Source organism: Streptomyces sp. CCM_MD2014 (assembly GCF_000772045.1).
In the GTDB taxonomy this organism is placed as follows: domain Bacteria; phylum Actinomycetota; class Actinomycetes; order Streptomycetales; family Streptomycetaceae; genus Streptomyces; species Streptomyces salinarius.
Genome location: NZ_CP009754.1, coordinates 547,678 through 569,418, shown reverse-complemented (window position 1 = coordinate 569,418; position 21,741 = coordinate 547,678). Strand labels below are relative to the sequence as shown.

The window sequence follows — 21,741 nt, the reverse complement described above, 5'->3', positions numbered from 1 at the left end:
CACGGGAAGGAGCGCGCCGTGTCCGACCACCGCCACGAAGGGCCGGGGGAGAACGGTGCCCCCGTCCCGCGCGACATGCCGGACCAGCAGGCCGGGGACCACGACGACCCGTGGGAGGCCGCCTCGCCCACCCGCGAGCAGCGCGAACACCGTCAGGGCCTCGACGACGAACGGTCCGAGGGCGACGGGGAAGCCGCCGGCGACGCGGAGACCGGACCCGCGACCGACGTACCCGACACCGACGAGGCCGGCACGGGCCGCCAGGGCGCACCGCACTCGGGTGCCGTCCACCCCGAGCACCCGGTGCCCGACGAGTCTTCCGGCTGAACGAGCAACGAGCCGCCCGAACGAGCCACAGACGAGCAACGAGCGACAGACGAGCAACGAGCCGCCTGAACGAGTCACAGGGGCGGCGGGCACCCGCCCGCCGCCCCTGTGACCGTCCCCGTGCGCCGCTTCAGCCGACCTTTCGCCCGCGCATCGGCTCCGTGGCCGCCCCGGCACCCTCCTGCAAACCCCGCAGGAACTCCTCCAGCACCTCCGTGGCCGTACGCGTCGCGCGCCAGCCCAGTTCCACCCGCGCCCGCGTACAGTCCATGATCGGAAGCCGCAGCACCGCGTCGAACAGATGCGGCGAGGCCGGCAGCAGCCGCAGCCCCCACGCGGCGGCGACGGCCGAGCGGGCCGCGGTGCGCGGCAGCCGGACGGGACGTTTCCCGGTCAGCTCGCCCAGCAGCGCGGCATCCACCGGCGGCTCGGCCGCGAGGTTGAACGCGCCCCGGGCCTCCCCGGAACGCGCGGCCAGCCGGTAGGCGTGCGCCGCGTCGTCCGTGTGCAGGGCCTGCACACGCAGGCCGGGGACGTCCGGCAGGAACGGGAGCAGCTCCGGACGCGCCGCGGGACCCGGCAGGAACCGGCCGCCGAAGATCCGGCGCTGCTCGCTCGCCGACTCCCGCTTGAACAGGAAGGCGGGCCGCATCCGCACCACCCGGATTCCCGGATGGTCGCGCTCGAAGGTGTCCAGGGCCCGTTCCAGATAGGCCTTCTCCCGGCAGTACGCGGCGTCCGGCCAGCCGTGCGTCGGCCACGACTCGTCCACCGCGTGGTCCTTCGGCCCCGGCGAGTACGCGCCGACCGACGAGGCGTGCACCAGCGCGGGCACCCCGGCCGCGGCCACCGCCTCGAAGACCCGGATGGAGCCGAGGACGTTCGTGCGCCAGGTCGTCGCCGGATCGTGCGTCGGCTGGAATGCCCAGGCCAGATGGATGACGGCGTCGGCGCCGGCGAAGTGCCCGGTCAGGTCGCTCTGCTGCGAGGCGAGGTCGACCGCGGCCCACTCCGTCCCGGCGGGCGACCACTCGGGGATCCGCCGGGCCAGCCCCAGCACGGACCCCACCTCCGGGTCCTCGGAAAGGAGGCGCACCACGCTGGTGCCCACGTTGCCCGTGGCGCCCGTGACCACGATCCTGCTGCCCGTTGCGCTGCTCACCCTGTGCTCCTCTCGGCCGCCTGCCCGTACGGAGAGCACCGGGTACCCGCCGCCGGACACAGACACGCGCGGAGGGAAGGCGGGCGCCGGGGAAAGCCAGGCGCGGGGGAAGGCGGGCGCCGGGGAAAGCCACGCGCGGGGGAAGGCGGGCGCCCGGGAGGCGCGCAAGGAGAAGCCCCGACCGCGACGGGGGAATCACGGCCGGGGCGGCTGTTGGTGGATACGGATGGCGGTCGCCTCTCGGCGAAAGGCTCCACAGGGCTTCAGCCGAACGATCGTCCCTGTGGGCAATAGGTGAGGCCCGGGGACACTGTCCCATCCGTACCCACGGTCTGTTCAACGGCGAACGACCTGCCGGTGTTCCACCGTCTGTCGCGGTTTGGGGTGATGTGCGTCACTGCTCCCGGGGGTCAGCCGACTCGTGCGGGTCGGCCGAGTCGTGGGGCTCGGGCACGACCTCGGCCCACAGGTTCTCCGCCTGGAGCAGCAGCGTGCCCAGGACCGCGGTCCGTGCCGCCGCCTCCTGCCCGGCGTGGTCCCGCAGCCCTTCCTGCAGCCGCCGGTGCAGTTCCTCCATCGTCTCCTCGGTGGCCTCCTCCGTGTCGCCGTCGGTGCGCTCGCCCACCAGCCGGTCCGCCTCGGCGTGGCAGGCCCCGCCGATCAGCCGCAGCAGGCGTGCGTACAGGTCGAGGACCGGCCCCTCGGGCGGCGCGGGTGTCCGGTGCTCGTCGGCCGCGACCGCCAGGGTCCGGGTCAGCGCCGTGAGGTTCCCGGTGACCCGGCTCCACCGCTGGTCCTCGTCCTCCGGCGGCGCCACGGTGGGCCCGCGGTGCAGCCGGCGCAGGGGGCCCGAGGTCAGACGCAGGCTCTCCCGGCTCCACGACCGGGCCGAGTACAGCGCGTCGAGGCGCCGCTGGAGTCGAGCGGCGCCGCTCGACCAGGAGGCCGCGCTCTGGGCGTCCCACTGGGTCTCCCGCAGGTCGCCGGCGACGGTGCACAGGAGGTCGCCCGACTCCCGGGCCAGCGCCGCGAGGTTCTCCCGTACGTCCCTCAGGTGGATCGGCGGCAGCACCAGGGCGTTGACGGCCACGCCGACGACCGCGCCGAGCGCCGCCTGTCCCACCCGGTGACCGACCGCCGCGGCCGACACCGCCGTGCCGGAGGCCAGGACGAACACCGCCGTGGTGGCCGCGTAGATGCCCTGCCGGCCGAACCGGGACCAGTTCGCCACCAGCATCAGCAGCGGCAGGGACAGCGCCAGCGCTCCCGTGTTGTCGTCCGTGATCCCCTGCGCCACCGACGCCACCAGCGCACCGGCGCAGATCGCCGCGAACTGCTGTCCGGCCTGGCGCACCGAGCTGTAGACGGTTGCCTGCACGAGGACGAGCGCCACCCAGGGCGCCATCAGCGCCATCGGGTCGCCCAGCCAGACGCCCGCCACGGCCCAGGCGATCAGCGCCGCGCCCGCGGCCTTCAGCGACTGCACGATCAGGTCGCGTTCGCGCCCCGGGCCCCGCCAGGCGGCCCGCGCGGCCCGTCCGACGGCACACGCCTCCCACCACACCGCGGCCGCGGGCCGCCTTCCCCGGAGTGCTTCCCGGAGGCTGTGGACCACAGCGGTCATGCGGTGCCGGCCGTCCGCACGGCCGGCGGACTCGTCTCGCATCGGAACGTCTCGCATCGCAGCGCCTCGTGGCGGACCGTTGCGCGGTGGAACCTCCCGCGGTGGCACACGGACCCGCGCCTCATGCGAACGGGCTTCCGTCGAGGGAGGCCAGCAGGTCGGCAGGGTCGGCGTAGACCGCCCGAGCACCCGCCTCCTCCAGGTCGGCGCGCGGCAGACCGCCGCAGAGCACGCCCACGCAGCGCACCCCGGCCCGGCTGCCCGCGCGCATGTCCCACACGGTGTCTCCGACGAAGACGGCCCGCTCGGCCGGTACCCCGGCCAGTTCCAGGGCGTGCTCGACCGGCTCCGGTGCGGGCTTGCCCGCGGCCACGTCGTCGGCGCTCGCGGTGGCGGCGATGGCGTCGTCCGCGTCGATGGCCCGCCGCAGCGCGCCCAGCTCCGCGCCGCCCGCCGAGGTGGCGAGCACCACCTTCCAGCCGTCGCCGGCCAGGCGGCGCAGCAGGTCCCCGGCGCCCGGCAGTGCGGGCAGCCGGTCGAAGTACTGGCCGTACAGCGCCTTGTGGGCGGCGCTCAGCCCGGCGTCCCGGTCCGTGTCCCGGTCCTCGCCCAGCAGATGGGCGATCAGGTCGGTGGAGGCGAGCCCCACCGCGCGGTGGACCGCGTGCATCGGCACCCGGTGACCGGCCTGCCGGAACGCCTCCCACCAGGTGATCACATGCAGGTGATTGGTGTCGACGAGGGTTCCGTCGACGTCGAACACGGCCGCCCGTTCCATGCACTGTCCCTTCCCGGTCCGCGGAGTCTGGATCGACGGGCGGGTACCACGTCAGCGCCGTGCCACTCCGGACGGTGTACGGCCTTCGCGCGTCCAGTCCAGCAGCTCGTCCAGCGACCACGTGGTGACCACGCGCTCCGGGGGCACCCCGCACTCCTCGGCCCGGGCGCACCCGTGGATCTGCCAGTCGAGCTGACCGGGTGCGTGTGCATCGGTGTCGATCGAGAACAGCACGCCGGCCGCCACCGCCCGGCGCAGCAGCCGCCGGGGCGGATCGAGCCGCTCCGGACGGCTGTTGATCTCCACGGCCGTGCCGGACTCCGCGCAGGCGGCGAACACCTCGTCCGCGTCGAACTCCGACTCCGGCCGCCCCCGCCCGGTCAGCAGCCGCCCGGTGCAGTGCCCGAGGACGTCCGCGTGCGGGTCGCGAACGGCGGTCACCATCCGGCGGGTCATCGAGCGGGCGTCCATGCGCAGCTTGGAGTGCACCGACACGACCACCACGTCGAGCCGCTCCAGCAGCTCCGGCTCCTGGTCGAGCGAGCCGTCGTCGAGGATGTCGCACTCGATGCCGGTGAGCAGCCGGAACGGCGCCCAGGCCGCGTTGAGCTCCGCCACCACGTCCAGCTGCTCGCGCAGCCGCGCGGGGGAGAGGCCGCGGGCCACCGTCAGCCGCGGCGAGTGGTCGGTCAGGGCCGCCCACTCGTGCCCCAGTGCCGCCGCGGTGCGGCCCATCTCCTCGATCGGGCTGCCCCCGTCCGACCAGTCCGAGTGCAGGTGGCAGTCGCCGCGTATCAGCGCCCGCAGCCCTTCACCGCCGCGGGCGAGCGGAGTGTCCGCCTCCTCCTCCAGTTTCGCGAGGTAGCCGGGCACCTGTCCGTCCAGTGCCTCGCGCGCCACCTGCGCCGTCCTCGGCCCGACACCCTTGAGCGACTCGAGCGAGCCGGCCCGCTCGCGCAGCTCGGCGGCCGAGAGCCCCCCGAGCACGCCGGCCGCGGTGCGGAAGGCGCGGACGCGGTAGGTCGGCGCCCGGGTCCGCTCCAGGAGGAACGCGATCCGTTCCAGCGCCTCGACGGGGTCCATCGCCGCCTCCTCGTCCCACCTGGGCCGGCCCTCCCACCGACCTGCACCGGCACGTCCAGGGTTCCCCACAGCGGGGGGAACCGCACCACGAGACGGGCGCCCCGTAGCCGTACCGGCCTGGGGGACGGTTTCGCGTTCGGCCGTTTCCCCGTTTCGGCGGTTCCTCGCTTCAACGGGTTCCGGCCTACCCTCGATGCATGACCGAGATCGACAGCCCGCACATCGGCAATCCGCGGATCCTCGTCTTCGGGGTGCAGGCGGGTCCGCCCCCGTTCCGGATCGTGGAGATCGACGGCCAGGTGGTCGGCGAGGCCAGGACCGTCGTCGACGTGCTGGAGGCCGCCGCCGCCTTCGGCATCACCGTCCACGACCTGGACGACCCGGAGGTCGTCCGCTGGGTGGGCGGGGACAAGTTCACCTGGACCGCGCACTAGGACGGTCCGGGCCGCCCCGCCCGGTGCCTCAGCCGACCGTCCACTTCTGGTTGGCGCCGCCCGTGCAGGTCCAGATCTGCAGCCGGGTGCCGTTGGCCGAGTTGTTGCCGGTGACGTCGAGGCACTTGTCGGCCTGAGGATTGACGATGTCGTGCGCGGCGGTGACGACCCACTGCTGGGCGGCCGTGCCGTTGCAGTCCCACAGCTGGACGACTGTGCCGTCCGCCGTGCCGCCGGCGTCTACGTCCAGGCACTTGCCGAGCGCCCGGACGGTGCCGTCGGAGCCCACCGTCCACCGCTGGGCCGCGGTGCCGTTGCAGTCGTAGAGCTGTACGGGGGTGCCGTTCGCGGTGTTCGCCGCGGCGACGTCCACGCACTTGCCGGCCAGGCCCCGGATCGCGCCGCCTGAGGAGGAGTCGCCCGTGGTCACCGAGACGTGGTCGACGACGAGGGTCTGCGGAAAGACCGTGGAGCCGTCCGGGTCGCCCGGCCAGTAGCCGCCGACCGCGAGGTTGAGGATCAGGAAGTACGGCTTGTTGAACACCCACTGCCTGCCGCCCAGGTCGGCCGGCGTGCGCCGCTGGTAGACGTTGCCGTCGACCGACCAGGTGATCGAGTCGGGCGCCCAGTCGACGGCGAAGGTGTGGAAGGCGTCCGCGAAGGCCTGGCCGCCCGGCAGCGTGTAGCCGGCGCCGATGCCCCCGGAGCCGGAGTAGCCGGGGCCGTGGATGGTGCCGTGCACGGTGGAGGGTTCGAAGCCGACGTTCTCCATGATGTCGATCTCGCCGGAGTCCGGCCAGTTCACCGGGGTGCCCAGCATCCAGAACGCCGGCCACATGCCCTGCCCGCGAGGCACCTTCATCCTCGCCTCGACGTGCCCGTACTGCGCCGTGAACCTGCCCGAGGTGTTGAGCCGGGCGGAGGTGTACTGGCAGGTGCCGTACCAGCACTGGTAGTTGGCCGGGTTCTCCCTGCGGGCGGTGATGACCAGGTGGCCCTGGCCGTCCAGGGCGGCGTTCTTGTTGCCGGAGGTGTAGTACTGCCGTTCGTGGTTGTTGACGTTGTCGCCGGTCTCGATCTGCCACTTCGAGGAGTCGACGGCGGCTCCGGCCGGACCGTCGAAGGTGTCGGAGAAGGTCACGGCGGCGGCCGTCGAGGACGAGGAGCCGACCGTGCGGGGGCCGTCCGGTTCCGCCTGGGCAGGGCCGGTCACGAGGGACGCGGCCAGCCCGGCGGACAGGGCGGCGGCGAGGAGACATCTGCGGAGCAGGCGTGGGCGGGCCACGGCTCTCCCTTCCGTACGGCGCCCGCGGGGGCGCCGACCGAGGTGGGGGTGGAGGTGTCGCCTCTTTATTCAAGTAGTGAGGTAAGGGTCGGTCAATATCTTGGTACGGACCAGATGTTCCACTCTCAGGTGCGCGCCCGCCGCGCGTGCACGGTGCGGCTCATCCGCCGCCCCAGAAGCAGGTAACCGATCAGCGCGCCGCCCGTGTTGAGGATGACGTCGTCGATGTCGAAGGCCCGCCCGGTGACGAGGGCGCCCTGGGCGAACTCCACCAGCAGCATCACGACGGCCGTCAGCAGCAGCACCCGCAGCACCCCGCGGGTGCGCGGGGCGACGACCGGGACCAGGACGCCGAACGGCACCCCCAGCAGGATGTTCCCGCCGATCTGCTTGACGGCGTCGCGCAGTGCGGGCTGGTCCAGATACGCGCTCAGCGAGCGCCCCGGATGCAGGTTGGTGTGGGTCAGGGCCTCGGAGGCGGGGGAGGGGTGCAGGGTCAGACGCGCCAGCACCACCGCGAACGCCACCATGAAGACGAACGCGCACGCCGTCGCCAGCAGCCGCAACGGCAGGGCGAGCGCGTGCCGTTCGCGACGGTCGGTCTCCCGCGCCCCGGCGGCGCGGGGGCGCGGCCGCAGACGCAGCCGTGAGACGGCGCGAGCCATATCGGTCCTCCAGTCGTCAACTTCCCCGCGTGATAGGGCGGTTACCCGCCGAACCGCCGAGGATGCCCGGGGCGGCATCGACCGGTCACGCCGGTCGATGCCGCCCTGTCACCGCCCCGCCCCCGGTTTTCCCTCGCCCGGCCGGGGCGCTCCGGCCGGCGGCGCCACCGCGCGCCGCCGTCGGCCGTGCTGTCGAGAGGTCCTGGCCGCCGCGCCGGCCGCGGTCGCCGTCGCCCGGCCCGGGCTGCTCGCCGCGCCCACCTGGGCGCTGCCGCTGCGGCGGCCGCAGTCTGCGGCTGCCGCAGTCCGGGCACATCGGCGACTACGTGGCATGGCTCCCGGTGGGCACCACCGTGCTGGGAGCGCCGGCCCTCGGCGGTCCTGTCCGGGTGAGCCGTTCCGTGTCCGCCGGCGGGGCTCACGTTCCGTAGGTCACCCGCACCTTCTCGAAGCCCAGGGACGTCAGCAGCCCCCGCAGCATGGCGGTGGTGTTGCTCTCGGCCCGTGCCTTCAGCTCGCTGTCCTTCGCCGCCTCGCCGATGTGCCGGGCCGCGAGCTTCTGCACGGCCTGTTCGCCGTTCGGATTGTCCGAGAACAGGTCGCCGAGCCGGTCGAGCAGCCCGCGCTGCTTGGAGACGGCGTAGGAGCGGTCGGGGTCGAGAGCGGGCTCGCCCAGCGCGGCGTGCGGCAGACGCAGCGTGGCCGACGTCCGCTGCTCGTCGACCGTGACGTCGTCCTCGTCCACCTTCCCGAGGTCCACGTAGGCGTCGACGGTGCCCGCACCCACGTACAGGGTGCGGGTGCCGCGGATCGCGTCGGGGAGGAACCTGGCGTCCTTCTCCAGGTCCACGACGACCTGGAAGTTGCCGGAGGCCGCGCCGTAACGGCTGATGTCCTGGACGGACTTCAGCAGCGCGGGCCCCGAACGGTCCCGGGTCTCGGAGCCGAACAGGTCCTTCAGGCCCGGCACGAGACTCAGCCGCAGCCCCGCGAAGAGCACGACGAGCACCAGCACCACCGCGGTCAGCGCCTTGGCCCAGCCGGGCATGCGCCGCGCGGGCCGTTCGACGGAACTCGTGGGCTTCCTGACGGGAGTCGTCATGGCGACGGCCCTCCTTCCTATAGACCGGATGCCCGCCATCTCCCTGGCCAGACCGAGCAGTTGGCGCACAACGCCGGGAGCGGGAGCCCACGGGGCGTACGTCGCCGGCTCAGCGTCCCGGCCTGACCGGACGGTCGGCGGACGGGCGCGCGGACCAGACCGCCTCCCCGCGCGTGATCCCCGGCAGCCGCAGCTCGGCCTCCCGCGCCCGCCGGGCGGGCAGCTCGCCGGTGACGAACCACGCGGGGTCACCGCCCGCCGTCCCGCTGACGTCCGCGCCCAGCGAGGCCAGCAGGCCCGTCACGGCGGCCAGCGCGTCCGGCGGGACCTCCGCCTCGAAGGCCAGGTACGGCTCGTACAGCACGGTCCCCGCCCGGGCGAGGGCACGACGCAGCACGATCGGCGTCAGTTCGCGGAAGTCGGCGGCGGTGCTGAGCACCGAGTCGAAACCGGAGCGGATCAGCGTCACCCGGCAGTCGGTGACCGCCGCGCCGGTGAGCCCGGACGCCAGGGCGGCGTGGACCGTCTCCTCGACCGCCTGGTGGAACGCGCGGGGCAGCGCACCGAGTTCCGTCTCGTACCCGAAGACCCCGCCCGAGCCGTACGGCCCCGGTTCGACGCGCAGCCCGATCGTCGCCCAGTACCGGGTGTGGTCCAGCCACGGCATCTCCTGAGCGGCCTCACCCGTGCCCGCCGGGCGCTCCAGGAGCCGGACCCGGCCAGGCGCGAACTCGGCCTCGATGCCGAACTCCTCGGCCAGCGTCGCCGCGAGCACCTCCATCTGGACCTCGCCGTACAGGAGCAGCGCGGTGGCGCCGGACGCGGCCGGGCGGGCGTGCAGCAGCGGATCCCGGTCGGCCAGCGCCAGCAGGGCCGAGCGCAGTGCCGCCGCCTGCTCCGGGCGCCGGGCCCGGACCAGTGTCCGCAGGGTCGGCGGCGCGAACCGCGGTGCCCGGTCCGCCGGTTCACCGAGCCGGTCGCCGACGCGCAGGCCCCCGGGAACGGTGAGCGCGGCGATGTTCCCGGCGGTGAGCGTGGCGTCCCCGCCGACCACGTCGAGGCGGGTCACCCGGCCGGACACCTCGGTGGTCCGCCCGTCGGCCTCCCGCCGCAGGAAGGTGAGCCGTCGGCGCGGGCGCACCTCACCGGCGTACAGCCTGAGGTAGGCCCTGCGCTCGCCGGCGGGCCCGGGGCGTACCGCGAAGACCGTGCCGCGCGGCTCCAGGGGCCCGGCCGCCGTCCCGCCGGGTGCGGCCGGGACCAGCGTCACCAGGCCCTCGACCAGTTCCGCGACGCCCTGGCCGCCGAGCGCGGAGCCGTGGAAGAGCGGGTGGAACGAGCCGTCGGCGGTACGGGCGCACAGGGCGGCGGCCAGGTCCCGCGCGGTCGGCTCGGGGCCGTCGACCAGCGCGGCCAGGACGTCCGGGTCGACCTCGGCGAGCGCCTCCGCCGTCCGGCCGTCGGGCGGGCGGCGGGTGACCCGGGCGTGCGCGGTACCGGCACCCGCCACCTCGGTCAGCGGCGCGACGTGCGGTGTCAGCAGGCGCCGGACGTCGTCGAGCAGGTTGTCGGTGCGTGCGCCGGCCCGGTCGATCTTGTTGACGAACACGAGCGTGGGCAGCCGCAGCCGCCGCAGGGTGCGCATGAGGACGCGGGTCCGCGCCTGTACGCCCTCGACGGCGGACAGCAGCAGCACCGCGCCGTCGAGCACCTCCAGAGCGCGCTCGACCTCGGCCACGAAGTCGGAGTGTCCCGGGGTGTCGATCAGGTTGACGCGTGTGTCGCCGACGGTGAAGCACGCGACGGCGGAACGGATGGTGATGCCGCGGCGGCGCTCGATGCCGCCGTCGTCGGTGACGGTGTCGCCGGCGTCGACGCTGCCGAGCCGGTCGACGGCCCCGTGGTCGAACAGGAGCCGCTCGGTGAGGCTGGTCTTACCGGCGTCGACGTGGGCCAGAATGCCGATGTTCAGGGTACGCATGCGTGCAGGAGTCCTCGAAAGCCGTGGGCCGGAAGGGGCGCTGGGGGATTCCGAGGAGTCGGCGCATGCTGGGGATTCCTGACGTGAGGGGCATGGAGGGAGCACGGACGGCGCCATCATGACCCCGGGCCCCGGGCGCGGCGCAACGGGATTTCCGTAAGCTGGGGCTCCCGGCCGGACAGGATCACGCGAGGAGCGGTCCGTGCGAGACATCGCCGTGTTCAGCGGTAGTGCCCATCCCGAGCTGGCCGAGGAGGTCTGCGCCCAGCTGGGCGTGCCGCTCAGCCCCACCCGGGTGAGCCGGTTCGCCAACGACTGCCTCGAGGTGCAGCTGATGGCCAACTGCCGCGAGCGGGACGTCTTCCTCGTCCAGCCGCTGGTCAAGCCGGTCCAGGAGCACCTGGTCGAGCTGCTGATGATGTGCGACGCGGCCCGCGGGGCGTCGGCCGGCCGCATCACCGTGGTCATGCCGCACTACTCCTACGCCCGCTCCGACAAGAAGGACGCCCCGCGCATCTCGCTGGGCGGGCGCCTGGTGGCCGACCTGCTGGTGGCGGCGGGAGCGAGCCGGGTGCTCGCCATGACCCTGCACTCGCCCCAGGTGCACGGCTTCTTCTCCGTCCCGGTCGACCACCTGCACGCGCTGCGGGAACTCGCCGCGCACTTCAGGCAGTACGACCTCTCCCGCGCCACCGTCGTCTCGCCGGACCTGGGCAACGCCAAGGAGGCCGCCGCGTTCGCCCGGATGCTCGGCGCCCAGGTGGCGGCCGGGGCGAAGCAGCGGTACGCGGACGACCGGGTCAGCATCAGCTCGGTGATCGGGGACGTCACGGGCCGGGACGTCATCGTGCTGGACGACGAGATCGCCAAGGGCAGCACCGTGCTGGAGCTGCTCGACCGGCTGCGGGAGACGGGCCCGCGCACCATCCGCGTCGCCTGTACGCACGGGCTGTTCGCGGCCGGTGCGCTGGGGCGGCTCAGCGAGCAGCCGGACGTGCTGGAGATCGTGTGCACCAACACCGTGCCGGTGCCGGTGGACGACCACACGGACAAGCTGCGGATCCTGTCCATCGCACCGGCGCTCGCGGAGGCGGTGCGCCGCATCCACAACGGCGAGTCGGTCAGTGCCCTGTTCGACGCCCCGCCGGCCGGGTGACGCCGAGGGCCTCGTCCAGGGTCGGCGAGGGCGGCAGCAGCCGCCCCAGGCCGGTGATCCGCAGCATGCGCAGGGTCAGCGGGTGGGCGCACACCAGGTGCAGCTGCCCGTTCTGTTCGAGTACCTGACTGCGGGCCCGGTACAGCAGGCGCAGCCCGGAGCAGTCGAAGAACTCGATGCCGCCGAGGTCCACGACCACCCGGGCGCCGGGACGCCGGGTCTCCCGGTCGAGGTGCGGGGTGATCTCCGCCGCCGAGGCGATGTCGATCTCGCCCCGGAACTCCAGCACCGTGTGCCCCCGGTGATGGCGCACACGGAGGTGCCGGGTGGGCGACGCCGATTCCTGCCGCACGAACCTTGCCTCCAGCCTGTCCCGGCCTCCTGGGCCTGCTTCCGGGGGCTCAACTACCCAGTCCGCTCGGAAAGTTACCCCGATCGAGCGAACTTGAGCATGTTCGATTGACATATGTCATCGAAATCTCACAGCCGCCCCGACGGGTCGCCGCCGAGCCGGGGAGACGGCGCCGGCCGACCACCCGGTCGCATCACTCAGTCGACCACGAGGACGAGCTTGCCCGTCGTGCGACCGGTCTCGCCCTGCTCGTGCGCCCGCGCCGCCTCCGCCAGCGGGAACGTCCCCGCGATCTCGGCCCGCAGCTTCCCCGACTCGACCAGACGGGCGATCTCCTTCATGTCCGCCCGGTCGGCGTCCACCAGCATCCGCACCGCCCGTACGCCCAGCCGGTCGGCCTCCTCGAAGAAGTCGTCCGACCCGACCGGCAGGATCGACACCACCACGCCGCCCGGACGCAGTACCCGCAGGGACCGCAGGGACGTGTCGCCGCCGATGGTGTCCAGGACGACGTCGACGTCCTTCACGGCCTCGGCGAAGTCCGTCTCCCGGTAGTCCACGGCCTCGTCCGCCCCGAGCGAGCGCAGGAACTCGTGCTTGCCCGCACTGGCGGTACCGATCACATGGGCGCCCCGGGCCTTGGCGATCTGCACCGCCACATGGCCCACGCCGCCGGCCGCCGCGTGGACGAGCACCCGCTGCCCCGGCTGCACGTCCGCCCGCTCCACCAGGGCCTGCCACGCCGTCAGCGACACCAGCGGGAGCGCGCCCGACTGAACGTGGTCGATCCCGGCCGGCTTGTGCGTGAAGGTGCGCGCCGGGGCGGTGACGTACTCCGCGTGGGAGCCGTGGCCGAAGGGGTAGGACAGCATGCCGAAGACCTCGTCGCCGGGCCGGAACGCGGCGACGCCGATCCCCACCGACTCCACCACGCCCGACACGTCCCAGCCCAGGACGAAGGGCGGCTCGCCCAGGAAGCCGCCGGTCGCCCGGTGCTTCCAGTCGGTCGGGTTCACGCCGGCCGCACGCACCCGGACCAGTACCTCGTTCGGGCGCGGCTCGGGGCGCTCGAGCCGTACTTCCTTCAGGACCTCGGGACCGCCGAGTACGTCCTGGCTGATGGCGCGCATGGTGTTCATCGGGACCTCGCAACTCCGGGAGGGGAAGGGTGGCACGGTCTGCAACCTCCGACGTGATCGTGCCATTCCCGGCGCCGCCCGGCATCGCGGGCCGACGCGGTCGCGAACGGGCGGGACCGCTGTGGCAGCATCGTCACCCACCGTTCATGACATCGTGTCAGGAGGACGTTCGCCGATGACCCCGCCGCCCGCCCGCACCGCCGAACAGCGCAGACACGACACCCTGCACCGTCTGGACCACGACGAGGACGCCTGGGTGGCCACGGCCGACGGCGAGTCCGGCGAGCCCTACCTCGTCCCCCTGTCGTTCCACTGGAACGGCTCGACTCTTCTGTTCGCCACGCCCGCCGCCAGCCCCACCGGGCGGAACCTGGCGGCGAGCGGCCGGGCGCGGATCGGTATCGGCCCGACCCGCGACGTGGTGATGGTCGAGGGCACCGTCGAGACCGTGGAACCCGCCGACCTGCCCGAACAGGACGCCGAACTGTTCGCCTCCAAGACCGGCTTCGACCCGCGCCGGCTCGCCACGCCCTACCGGTACTTCCGCATCCGCCCGCAGCGCGTCCAGGCCTGGCGCGAGGCGAACGAGCTCGCCGGACGCGACCTGATGCGTGACGGCCGGTGGCTGCCCACCGACTGATTCCGCCGGGCCGGGATATCCGCAAGGCAGAGGGCACGGGCACGACGTCCCGCGCCCCGGAATCCTTCGGAGGAGACATGGCACTGGTCAACGCGGGCGTCGTGGTGCTCGACTGCGCCGAACCCGAGCGGCTCGCGGAGTTCTACAAGGGGCTGCTGGGCGCGGAGGAGAGCGACGTGAGCGCCAACCGGATCGAGATCGAGGGTCCCCGCGGCTTCCGCATGGCCTTCCGGCGGGACGTGAACGCCACCCCGCCGAGCTGGCCGCGCCCGGAGAACTCCCTCCAGGTCCACCTGGACTTCGTGGTGGCGGACATGGACGAGGCCGAGCGGGTGATCGTGGGGCTGGGCGGGCGTCCGGTGGAGGCGAAGGACCCGGTCGGACCGCACGAGGAGCGCGGCTTCTCCGACCCGGCCGGCCACTCCTTCACCCTCCGCCGCGCCCTCGCACCCACGGCACCCAAACAGGGCTAGTGATCTGAGTCAGAGATTCGCCGCCTACTGCCGACGAATCTCTGACTCAGATCACTTGGGCGTCCCGCGGTTCAGTCCCGGCCGCCCTTCCCGGCGACCGGCCAGGTGCCGGTGGAGCGCTGGACGACCTTGGCGCCCGTGCGGTCCACCGCGCTGCGCACCGCGGCGAAGATGGCGCCCTGGATCGCCGCGGCCAGCAGGATCTCGCCCCAGCCGCGGTCCGGGTCCAGGGCGTCCGGCGCGTCGTCCTCGTGCCGGATCACCTTCCAGGTCTTCTGGAACGTCATCCCGGCCAGCGTGCCGCCCAGCCAGCCGAGCGCGAAGCCGACGGGCTTGTAGGCGAGGGGGAGCTTCTGCTTCTTCTTCGCCTTCTTCGCCATGGGAATCTCCTTGCCTCGTGTGTGCCGCGCGTTCGTGCGCGTCGGGTGGTCGTGTGCGTACCGGATCAGGGCCTGCCCCGCACCGGTACCTCCTCGTCGGCCCGTACCGGCTCCGGCGGTGTGCCGTCGCCGAACGGGCGGCCGCCCAGCTCCTGCCGGTGATGGGGCGTGAGCCAGCCGGTCAGGTCCGGGCCCATGGGGACGATGCCGGTCGGGTTGATGCCGGTGTGCACCTGGTAGTAGTGGCGTTTGATGTGGTCGAAGTCGACGGTGTCCCCGAACCCGGGCGTCTGGAACAGGTCGCGGACGTATGCCCACAGCACCGGGTTCTCCGTCAGCTTCCAGCGGTTGCACTTGAAGTGGCCGTGGTAGACCGCGTCGAAGCGGACCAGCGTCGTGAACAGCCGGATGTCGGCCTCCGTGATCGTGTCGCCGACCAGGTAGCGCTGCCGCTCCAGTCGGGGCGTGAGCTGCTCCAGCCGCCGGAACACCCCCGCGCACGCGGTCTCGTACTCCTCCTGGCCGGTGGCGAAGCCCGCCCGGTACACCCCGTTGTTGACGTCCTCGTAGACCCCGGCCATCACCTCGTCGATCTCCTCGCGCAGGGCCCGCGGATACAGGTCGGGGGCGCCGGGCCGGTGCAGTTCGGTCCACTCGGTCGCGAGGTCGAGCGTGATCTGCTGGTAGTCGTTGGTGACCAGCGCCCCGCTGGGCACGTCCACGATCGCGGGCACGCTCACCCCGCCCGGGTATCCCGTCTCCCGCCGGTCGTAGGCCTCGCTGAGGTAGCGGATGCCGAGGACCGGGTCGCGGCCGTCCGGGTCGAGCGTGAAGCGCCAGCTGCGGTCGTCCTGGACCGGGTCGGCGACCGCGAGGGACAGGGCGTCCTCCAGACCGAGCAGCCGCCGGGAGACCAGGGCCCGGCTCGCCCACGGACAGGCGCGGCTGACCACCAGGCGGTAGCGGCCGGCCTCCACCGGCCAGCCGTCCCGGCCGTCCGCGGTGATCCGGTCCGCGAAATGGCTCCGGGACCGTTTGAACGCCTTCTTCCCGTAGTCGTTGTTGCCCCGGGTGCCGTCGTCACCACTCATGACCCTGCCCTTCCGCCGTCCGTGTGTCCCTGTGCAGCCGTTCCCGGCGTCCGTGTGCCCCTGTGTAGGCGTTCCCCGTTTTCGCCCGTCGGCACTGGTGGACACCCGCGAGGCGGGGTGTGAGTCGCGCCGGCCGGGGCAGTCGGGGCTTCGTGAGTGGGACAGCCGGGGAAGAGAAGCCGGGCCGGAAGGCCGACCGCAGCACACGCGTGACCGTACTCGTGGCCCTGGCGGCCAATGTGGTGATCGCGGCCGCCAAGGCGGTCGGCGGGTTCATCGCGGGCTCGCCCGCGCTGCTGTCGGAGGCGGCGCACTCGGTCGCGGACAGCATGAACGAGATCTTCCTCCTCGCCGCACTGCGCCGCAGCCGCCGCCCCGCCGACCGGAAGCATCCGTTCGGCTATGGGAAAGAACGGTTCTTCTGGTCGCTGCTCGCGGCCGTCGGCATCTTCGTCATGGGCGGCTGCTTCTCCTTCTTCCAGGGCGCCGAGGCCCTGCGCAACGGAGCGGAGGAGAGCCGCAGCGGCTACGTGGCCGGACTGATCGTGCTCGGTGTCGCCCTGCTGGCGGAGGGCGGTTCCCTGCTGCGCGCCCTGCACCAGGTACGGAGCCAGGGCGGGCTCGCCGACGGGCTGCGCGACCCGGCGCTGCGCACGGTCGTCGCCGAGGACGGCACCGCGGTGCTCGGCGTCACCCTCGCCATGACCGGGATGGTGCTGCACATGGTCACCGGGCAGGTGGTGTGGGAGGCCTGCGCCTCGCTCGCCATCGGCGCGCTGCTCGTCTACGTGGCGTACCGGCTGGGTCGCGAGGCCCGCGACCAGCTGATCGGCGAGGCCGCCGACCCCGAGGCCAGCGGCCGCATCCGGGCGCTGCTGGGGGCCCAGCCGGAGATCGACAGCGTCGAGGCGCTGTTCACCATGAAGACCGGCCTGGACTCCGCCCTGGTGGCCGCACGCGTCGACCTCGTGCCGGGCCTGGACAGCGAACGGGTGGAAGAGGTCGCCGTGCGCATCAAGCGGTCGATCACCCACACCGTCCCCGAGGCGCGCCAGGTCTTCCTCGACGTCACCGACCGATCGACGCGGGAAGCGGCGGAAGGCCCCGCCGCGACGGGGGAACGCGGCGGGGCCTGAACGACGTGTTCCCGGCACCCGCCGGTCCATGCACACCCGTCCGGGAAACTTTCGCGCGCCCGGGTGCACTCCCGCCCGGTCCCCCCGGCCTCAGTCCCCGCGTCCGGTGCGGCCCGCGTCGGCCGGCTCCAGGACGAAGACCGGGATCTCCCGCTCCGTCTTCTTCTGGTAGTCGGCGTACGGCGGAAACGCCGCGACCGCGCGCTCCCACCACTCCGCCTTCTCCGCGCCGGTGACCTCACGGGCCGTCATGTCCCGCTTCACCGGGCCGTCCTGGAGCTCCACCCGGGGATCGGCGAGCACGTTGAAGTACCAGACCGGGTGCTTGGGAGCCCCGCCCAGGGAGGCGACCGCGGCGTAGCGGCCCTCGTGCTCGACGCGCATCAGCGGCGTCTTGCGAACCTTGCCGCTCCGCGCGCCCCGGGTGGTCAGCACGATCACCGGCAGGCCGGTGTCCCTCAGAGTCGTGCCCTTGGTGCCGCCCGAGCTCTCGTACAGCTCGACCTGTTCGCGCACCCACTGCGTGGGGCTGGGTTCGTACTCGCCGTCAAGAGGCATGTGTGTCCGTCCGTGTTCGTCGTGATCCGAGGCCGGCCGGGTGGGCACCGACGGCCGGCGCATCCATCCTTACCGTGCATCCTGTCCCTCCTACCCCGCGCTCGTGAGGAGATCCGGACGCGACTGCTCCGGCCGTCGGTCGTCACCCCGCGCCGCCCGGCCAGTTCCAGGGCCCGGCCGGGGGCGCCGGAGGTCCCGATCGCGCCACGCGCGCCGCCGTTCCGACCGGCACGGCAGCGTTCCCGCCGCCCGGACCGATGGTCCCCGGCCAGTCTGCTCGCGCCACCGATCTGGCCGAACTTGCCGTCGCCCCATAGATGCCCGAGGCATCTAATGAAGATCGGCACGACGCACTCTTCGTCTGCGAGGTCTTCCATGACGGACACCCCCACGACGGACGCGGGCCCGGCAACGGACCAGAGGGCCGCGTCCCCCGTCGCCTTCCCGCAGGACCGGACCTGCCCCTACCACCCGCCCGCCGCCTACGACCCGCTGCGCGCCGCCCGGCCGCTGGCCCGGATCACGCTCTACGACGGCCGCCCGGCCTGGCTGGTGACCGGACACGCCGCCGCCCGTCGGCTGCTGGCCGACCAACGCCTGTCGACCGACCGGACCCGCGACGGCTTTCCCGTCACCACGGCGCGGCTGGCCGGCGTACGCGGACGCAAGACCGCCCTGCTCGGCGTCGACGACCCCGAGCACCGCACCCAGCGCAGGATGGTGCTGCCGGAGTTCACCCTGAGGCGCGCCGCCGCTCTGCGGCCGCACATCCAACGCATCGTCGACGAACGGCTCGACGCGATGGTCGCGCAGGGGCCGCCCGCCGATCTGGTGACGGCCTTCGCGCTGCCCGTGCCCTCGATGGTGATCTGCGCCCTGCTCGGCGTGCCGTACGCCGACCACGAGTTCTTCGAGGAGCAGTCCCGGCGGCTGCTGCGCGGCCCCCTCCCCGCCGACACCCTCGACGCCCGCGACCGACTGGAGGCGTATCTCGGCGAGTTGGTCGACCGCAAGCGTGAGGCCCCCGGCGAGGGCCTGCTGGACGACCTGGTCCGGCGGCAGCTGGACGAGGGCACGGTCGACCGGGAGCAGCTCGTCGCGTTCGCGGTGATCCTGCTGGTCGCGGGCCACGAGACCACCGCCAACATGATCTCGCTGGGCACCTACACCCTCCTGACCAACCCGCGGCGGCTGGCCGAACTGCGCGCCGACGCCGAGTTGCTGCCCGGCGCCGTGGAGGAGCTGATGCGGGTCCTGTCGATCGCGGACGGGCTGCTGCGCCTGGCCACGGAGGACATCGACGTGGACGGGCAGACGATCCGGGCCGGCGACGCGGTCGTCTTTGCGACCTCGGTCATCAACCGGGACGAGTCCGTCTACCCCGACCCGGACGCCCTCGACTGGCACCGCCCCGCCCGCCACCACGTCGCCTTCGGGTTCGGCATCCACCAGTGCCTCGGCCAGAACCTGGCCCGCGCCGAACTGGAGATCGCCCTGCACAGCCTCTTCGAGCGGCTGCCCACGCTGCGCCTGGCCGCCCCGGCGGACGAGATCCCCTTCAAGCCCGGCGACACGATCCAGGGGATGCTGGAACTCCCCGTGACCTGGTAGGAGGCTGCGGACATGCGGATCGGCATCGACAAGGACACCTGCATCGGCGCGGGCCAGTGCGCCCTGACCGCCCCCGGCGTCTTCACCCAGGACGACGACGGCTACAGCACCCTCGTGCCCGGCCGGGAGGACGGAGGCGGCAGCGCCCTCGTACGGGAGGCGGCCCGTGCGTGCCCCGTGGGGGCGATCACCGTGTCGGAGCGGGTGGGCTGACCCCGGCACCCGCACCTCGTCCCTCCCCTTCTCGCCCCACCCGTCCCGGCGCCGGCGTCCGGCGGTTGAGTAGGGTGCCGGGGTGAGCGAACAGGCGGCAAGTGACGACGGCGCAAGGCCCTTCCTCTACGTCGTCGTCTGCGCCGCGGGCGTGGCCGACGGCGTCGGCCGGCTGGTCGACGCGGCGCGGGAACGCGGCTGGGACGTCGGGGTCATAGCGACACCGGTCGCCATGGGCGGCTTCTTCGACGTGGCCGCCGTCGAGGCGCGGACCGGCCGCCCGATCCGCTCGGCCTGGCGCACGCCGGACGATCCGAGGCCCTTCCCGGCGCCCGACGCCGTCGTGGCCGCGCCCGCCACCTTCAACACGATCAACAAGTGGGCCGCGGGCCTGGCCGACACCCTCGCCGTGGCCACCCTGTGCGAGGCGAGCGGCCTCGGCGTCCCGGTCGCCGTCCTGCCGTGCGTCGCCGACGCGCTGGCCGTGCACCCCGCCTACCGGGAGAGTCTGGCCCGCCTGCGCGGGATGGGGGTGCGCTTCGGCGACCCGTACACCGGTGACGCGCAGGAGGGCGGAGGGCGCCCGGACTTCGGCTGGGAGAACGCCCTGGACCTGCTCGAACGGCGCTGACCCGCAGGCGGTTCGAGCCCGCACGACGACGTACGCTCGCTCAGGTACCGATGATCGGCGAAGACAGGAGCGGCAACGATGCAGTATGTGAAGCTCGGTTCGACGGGCCTGGACGTGTCGCGGATCTGCCTGGGCTGCATGACCTACGGCGTTCCCGACCGCGGCACGCACGAATGGACCCTCGACGAGGAGGCCTCGCGCCCGCTGATCCGGCAGGCGCTGGAGGCCGGGATCACCTTCTTCGACACGGCCAACGTCTACTCCGACGGCACCAGCGAGGAGATCGTCGGCAAGGCGCTCGGCGACTTCGCGCGCCGGGACGACGTCGTGCTCGCGACCAAGGTGCACGGCCGGATGCGCCCCGGGCCGAACGGCGCCGGACTCTCCCGCAAGGCGATCATGACCGAGATCGACCACAGCCTGCGCCGCCTGGGCACCGACTACGTCGACCTCTACCAGATCCACCGCTTCGACCCGCACACCCCGGTCGAGGAGACGATGGAGGCCCTGCACGACCTGGTGAAGGCGGGCAAGGTCCGCTACATCGGGGCCAGTTCCATGTACGCCTGGCAGTTCTCCAAGATGCAGCACACCGCCGAGCGGCACGGCTGGACGAAGTTCGTGTCCATGCAGAACCACTACAACCTCGTCTACCGCGAGGAGGAGCGCGAGATGCTGCCCCTCTGCGCGGACCAGGGCGTCGGCGTGCTGCCCTGGAGCCCGCTCGCCCGCGGCCGGCTCACCCGTGACTGGGACACCTCCACCGAGCGCAGCGCCACCGACAACTTCGGCAGCACCCTGTACCAGGAGGGCGACCGCGCCGTGGTCGAGGCGGTCACCCGCATCGCCGGCGAGCGCGGCGTGCCGCGCGCCCGGGTGGCCCTGGCGTGGCTGCTGCACCAGGACACGGTGACCGCGCCCATCGTCGGCGCCTCCAGGCCGGGCCACCTCGAGGACGCCGTGGCAGCGGTCGAACTGACGCTCGGTGACAAGGAGATCGAGGAGCTGGAACGGCCCTACGCGCCGCACCCGATCGCCGGTCACTGATCACGGGACCGGCGCCTTCGGGGCGTGCCTCAGGGGCCGGTGCCCGGGGACAGGGCGGTGACGGACACCGACGACTCGTTGCCGCCGACCGGGACCTCGCCGGCCGTCCACTTCACCTTCAGGGGCTCCCGCTCGTCCGGCGGGGTGACGAGCAACACCGCCGGAGCGGCCGTGCGGGCACCGCTGATCTGCGGACTGGAGAACGACAGCCCGGACCAGGCGCTCTCGCCCGGCGTCAGCGTGACCGTCCGCGGGGAGCCGGGCGCGCGTTCGGGGTCGGGGCCCAGCTGCTTGCCCGAGGCGTCCACGAACGCGGCGCCGGGATAGCCGTACACCGAGCAGGTGCGCTCCGAGGTGTTGGTCAGCACGACGGGGAAGTTGCGCTGACCGGCGCCCGGGTCCACGCGGCCGACGGAGGCGCGCAGTTCGGAGGTGTGGCAGCGGCCGTCGGTGCGGGCCGAGGCGGAGGCCGAGCCCGCGGTGTCGCTGGGCGCGGAGCCGACGGCCGGGGCGGTGTCGCCGGGCGTCGCGCTGCCGCCGCCCGGCTCGGCGCTGCTGCTGCGGGCGGCCTTGCCGGGCTCCGGTGTGCCGCTCGACGAGGCGCTCTCGCTGCCGCAGGCGGTCAGCAGACCGAGCAGCGCGACCCCGCTCGCGAGCAGAGCCGCCCGGCGCAGCGGCTGGGACGTGTCACCCATCGCTTCTCCACACTCCCGTCAGGTTCTCGCACACGGTCCTGTGAACGGCACCGTGTGGCCCGTCCTTTCGAGTGTCCCGTCGTGCGGTCCGGGAAACGAGGGGGCGCCCTCCGCATCAGAGCGGGCCCACCGGCGCGAGTCGTCGAAGCGGGATACCGGCGTGAGGCGCTCGCGCCCC

24 protein-coding genes are annotated in these 21,741 nt (G+C 73.3%); 10 read left to right on the top strand and 14 right to left on the bottom strand.

Annotated elements, in window-relative coordinates:
* The first annotated feature begins 18 nt into the window (after window positions 1-18).
* Window positions 19-327: a hypothetical protein gene (locus NI25_RS02625; RefSeq protein WP_061446716.1), complete on the top strand. Its 309-nt coding sequence runs from the start codon at window positions 19-21 to the stop codon at window positions 325-327.
* A 130-nt stretch (window positions 328-457) separates the two neighbouring features.
* Here the strand turns inward: NI25_RS02625 and NI25_RS02620 are convergent, their stop codons facing one another.
* From NI25_RS02620 to NI25_RS02605, 4 genes are all read right to left on the bottom strand, one after another.
* Window positions 458-1,489 (bottom strand): SDR family oxidoreductase, encoded by a 1,032-nt coding sequence (locus NI25_RS02620; protein WP_061440860.1) that lies wholly within the window; start codon window positions 1,487-1,489, stop codon window positions 458-460.
* 394 nt (window positions 1,490-1,883) lie between these two features.
* Window positions 1,884-3,113: an FUSC family protein gene (locus tag NI25_RS02615; protein ID WP_199560802.1), complete on the bottom strand. Its 1,230-nt coding sequence runs from the start codon at window positions 3,111-3,113 to the stop codon at window positions 1,884-1,886.
* Between the two features lie 121 nt (window positions 3,114-3,234).
* Window positions 3,235-3,891 (bottom strand): HAD family hydrolase, encoded by a 657-nt coding sequence (locus tag NI25_RS02610; RefSeq protein ID WP_061440859.1) that lies wholly within the window; start codon window positions 3,889-3,891, stop codon window positions 3,235-3,237.
* Between the two features lie 51 nt (window positions 3,892-3,942).
* Window positions 3,943-4,974 (bottom strand): PHP domain-containing protein, encoded by a 1,032-nt coding sequence (locus NI25_RS02605; protein WP_061440858.1) that lies wholly within the window; start codon window positions 4,972-4,974, stop codon window positions 3,943-3,945.
* A gap of 197 nt (window positions 4,975-5,171) precedes the next feature.
* Here NI25_RS02605 and NI25_RS02600 point away from each other — a divergent pair, with 197 nt between their 5' ends.
* The gene (locus NI25_RS02600) at window positions 5,172-5,408 is read left to right on the top strand and encodes a hypothetical protein (protein WP_061440857.1); all 237 of its coding nucleotides are present in this window, start codon (window positions 5,172-5,174) and stop codon (window positions 5,406-5,408) included.
* 28 nt (window positions 5,409-5,436) lie between these two features.
* Here NI25_RS02600 and NI25_RS02595 read toward each other — a convergent pair whose 3' ends face one another.
* From NI25_RS02595 to otr(A), 4 genes are all read right to left on the bottom strand, one after another.
* Window positions 5,437-6,693 carry a glycoside hydrolase family 16 protein gene (locus NI25_RS02595; RefSeq protein WP_061440856.1) on the bottom strand — a complete coding sequence of 419 codons (1,257 nt, stop codon included), beginning with the start codon at window positions 6,691-6,693 and terminating at the stop codon, window positions 5,437-5,439.
* Between the two features lie 125 nt (window positions 6,694-6,818).
* Complete coding sequence (locus tag NI25_RS02590; protein WP_061440855.1) at window positions 6,819-7,358, bottom strand: VanZ family protein; 540 nt, start codon at window positions 7,356-7,358, stop codon at window positions 6,819-6,821.
* A gap of 418 nt (window positions 7,359-7,776) precedes the next feature.
* Complete coding sequence (locus NI25_RS02585; protein WP_061440854.1) at window positions 7,777-8,460, bottom strand: DUF4230 domain-containing protein; 684 nt, start codon at window positions 8,458-8,460, stop codon at window positions 7,777-7,779.
* Between the two features lie 109 nt (window positions 8,461-8,569).
* Complete coding sequence (gene otr(A) / locus NI25_RS02580) at window positions 8,570-10,441, bottom strand: tetracycline resistance ribosomal protection protein Otr(A) (RefSeq protein ID WP_061440853.1); 1,872 nt, start codon at window positions 10,439-10,441, stop codon at window positions 8,570-8,572.
* 202 nt (window positions 10,442-10,643) lie between these two features.
* Here otr(A) and NI25_RS02575 point away from each other — a divergent pair, with 202 nt between their 5' ends.
* Window positions 10,644-11,597 carry a ribose-phosphate diphosphokinase gene (locus tag NI25_RS02575; protein WP_061440852.1) on the top strand — a complete coding sequence of 318 codons (954 nt, stop codon included), beginning with the start codon at window positions 10,644-10,646 and terminating at the stop codon, window positions 11,595-11,597.
* Here NI25_RS02575 and NI25_RS02570 read toward each other — a convergent pair.
* Together NI25_RS02570 and NI25_RS02565 are read right to left on the bottom strand one after the other, a co-directional pair.
* On the bottom strand, window positions 11,563-11,949 hold the full coding sequence (locus tag NI25_RS02570; protein ID WP_061440851.1) for an anti-sigma factor antagonist: 387 nt from the start codon (window positions 11,947-11,949) through the stop codon (window positions 11,563-11,565). The genes NI25_RS02575 and NI25_RS02570 overlap by 35 nt on opposite strands.
* Window positions 11,950-12,146: 197 nt before the next feature.
* Window positions 12,147-13,088, bottom strand: coding sequence for an NADP-dependent oxidoreductase (locus NI25_RS02565; protein ID WP_061440850.1), 942 nt, complete (start codon window positions 13,086-13,088; stop codon window positions 12,147-12,149).
* A gap of 175 nt (window positions 13,089-13,263) precedes the next feature.
* On the opposite strand from NI25_RS02565, the gene NI25_RS02560 reads away from it, so the two are divergent.
* Window positions 13,264-13,728: a pyridoxamine 5'-phosphate oxidase family protein gene (locus NI25_RS02560; protein ID WP_061440849.1), complete on the top strand. Its 465-nt coding sequence runs from the start codon at window positions 13,264-13,266 to the stop codon at window positions 13,726-13,728.
* 77 nt (window positions 13,729-13,805) lie between these two features.
* Window positions 13,806-14,201 carry a VOC family protein gene (locus NI25_RS02555; RefSeq protein ID WP_061440848.1) on the top strand — a complete coding sequence of 132 codons (396 nt, stop codon included), beginning with the start codon at window positions 13,806-13,808 and terminating at the stop codon, window positions 14,199-14,201.
* Between the two features lie 71 nt (window positions 14,202-14,272).
* On the opposite strand, the gene NI25_RS02550 is transcribed toward NI25_RS02555, so the two are convergent.
* Both NI25_RS02550 and NI25_RS02545 read right to left on the bottom strand, forming a co-directional pair.
* Window positions 14,273-14,581, bottom strand: a complete 309-nt coding sequence (locus NI25_RS02550) for a DUF4235 domain-containing protein (protein ID WP_061440847.1) — start codon at window positions 14,579-14,581, stop codon at window positions 14,273-14,275.
* Window positions 14,582-14,646: 65 nt separating this feature from the next.
* Window positions 14,647-15,672 carry a glutathione S-transferase family protein gene (locus NI25_RS02545; protein WP_061440846.1) on the bottom strand — a complete coding sequence of 342 codons (1,026 nt, stop codon included), beginning with the start codon at window positions 15,670-15,672 and terminating at the stop codon, window positions 14,647-14,649.
* A 209-nt stretch (window positions 15,673-15,881) separates the two neighbouring features.
* On the opposite strand from NI25_RS02545, the gene NI25_RS02540 reads away from it, so the two are divergent.
* Window positions 15,882-16,808, top strand: a complete 927-nt coding sequence (locus NI25_RS02540) for a cation diffusion facilitator family transporter (protein ID WP_061440845.1) — start codon at window positions 15,882-15,884, stop codon at window positions 16,806-16,808.
* Between the two features lie 90 nt (window positions 16,809-16,898).
* On the opposite strand, the gene NI25_RS02535 is transcribed toward NI25_RS02540, so the two are convergent.
* A complete protein-coding gene (locus NI25_RS02535; RefSeq protein WP_061446714.1) occupies window positions 16,899-17,366 on the bottom strand; it encodes a nitroreductase family deazaflavin-dependent oxidoreductase in 468 nt (155 codons plus the stop codon).
* Window positions 17,367-17,741: 375 nt separating this feature from the next.
* Between NI25_RS02535 and NI25_RS02530 the strand changes: the two genes are divergently transcribed.
* The 4 genes from NI25_RS02530 (at window position 17,742) to NI25_RS02515 (ending at window position 20,868) form a co-directional block, all read left to right on the top strand.
* Window positions 17,742-18,977, top strand: a complete 1,236-nt coding sequence (locus tag NI25_RS02530; RefSeq protein ID WP_061440844.1) for a cytochrome P450 — start codon at window positions 17,742-17,744, stop codon at window positions 18,975-18,977.
* 12 nt (window positions 18,978-18,989) lie between these two features.
* Complete coding sequence (locus NI25_RS02525; protein WP_061440843.1) at window positions 18,990-19,190, top strand: ferredoxin; 201 nt, start codon at window positions 18,990-18,992, stop codon at window positions 19,188-19,190.
* Window positions 19,191-19,272: 82 nt separating this feature from the next.
* Window positions 19,273-19,821, top strand: coding sequence for a flavoprotein (locus NI25_RS02520; RefSeq protein ID WP_061440842.1), 549 nt, complete (start codon window positions 19,273-19,275; stop codon window positions 19,819-19,821).
* 78 nt (window positions 19,822-19,899) lie between these two features.
* Window positions 19,900-20,868 carry an aldo/keto reductase gene (locus NI25_RS02515; RefSeq protein ID WP_061440841.1) on the top strand — a complete coding sequence of 323 codons (969 nt, stop codon included), beginning with the start codon at window positions 19,900-19,902 and terminating at the stop codon, window positions 20,866-20,868.
* Between the two features lie 29 nt (window positions 20,869-20,897).
* Here the strand turns inward: NI25_RS02515 and NI25_RS02510 are convergent, their stop codons facing one another.
* Entirely contained in the window at window positions 20,898-21,563 is a 666-nt protein-coding gene (locus NI25_RS02510) for a DUF4232 domain-containing protein (protein WP_061440840.1), read from the bottom strand.
* Between the last annotated feature and the right edge of the window lie 178 nt (window positions 21,564-21,741).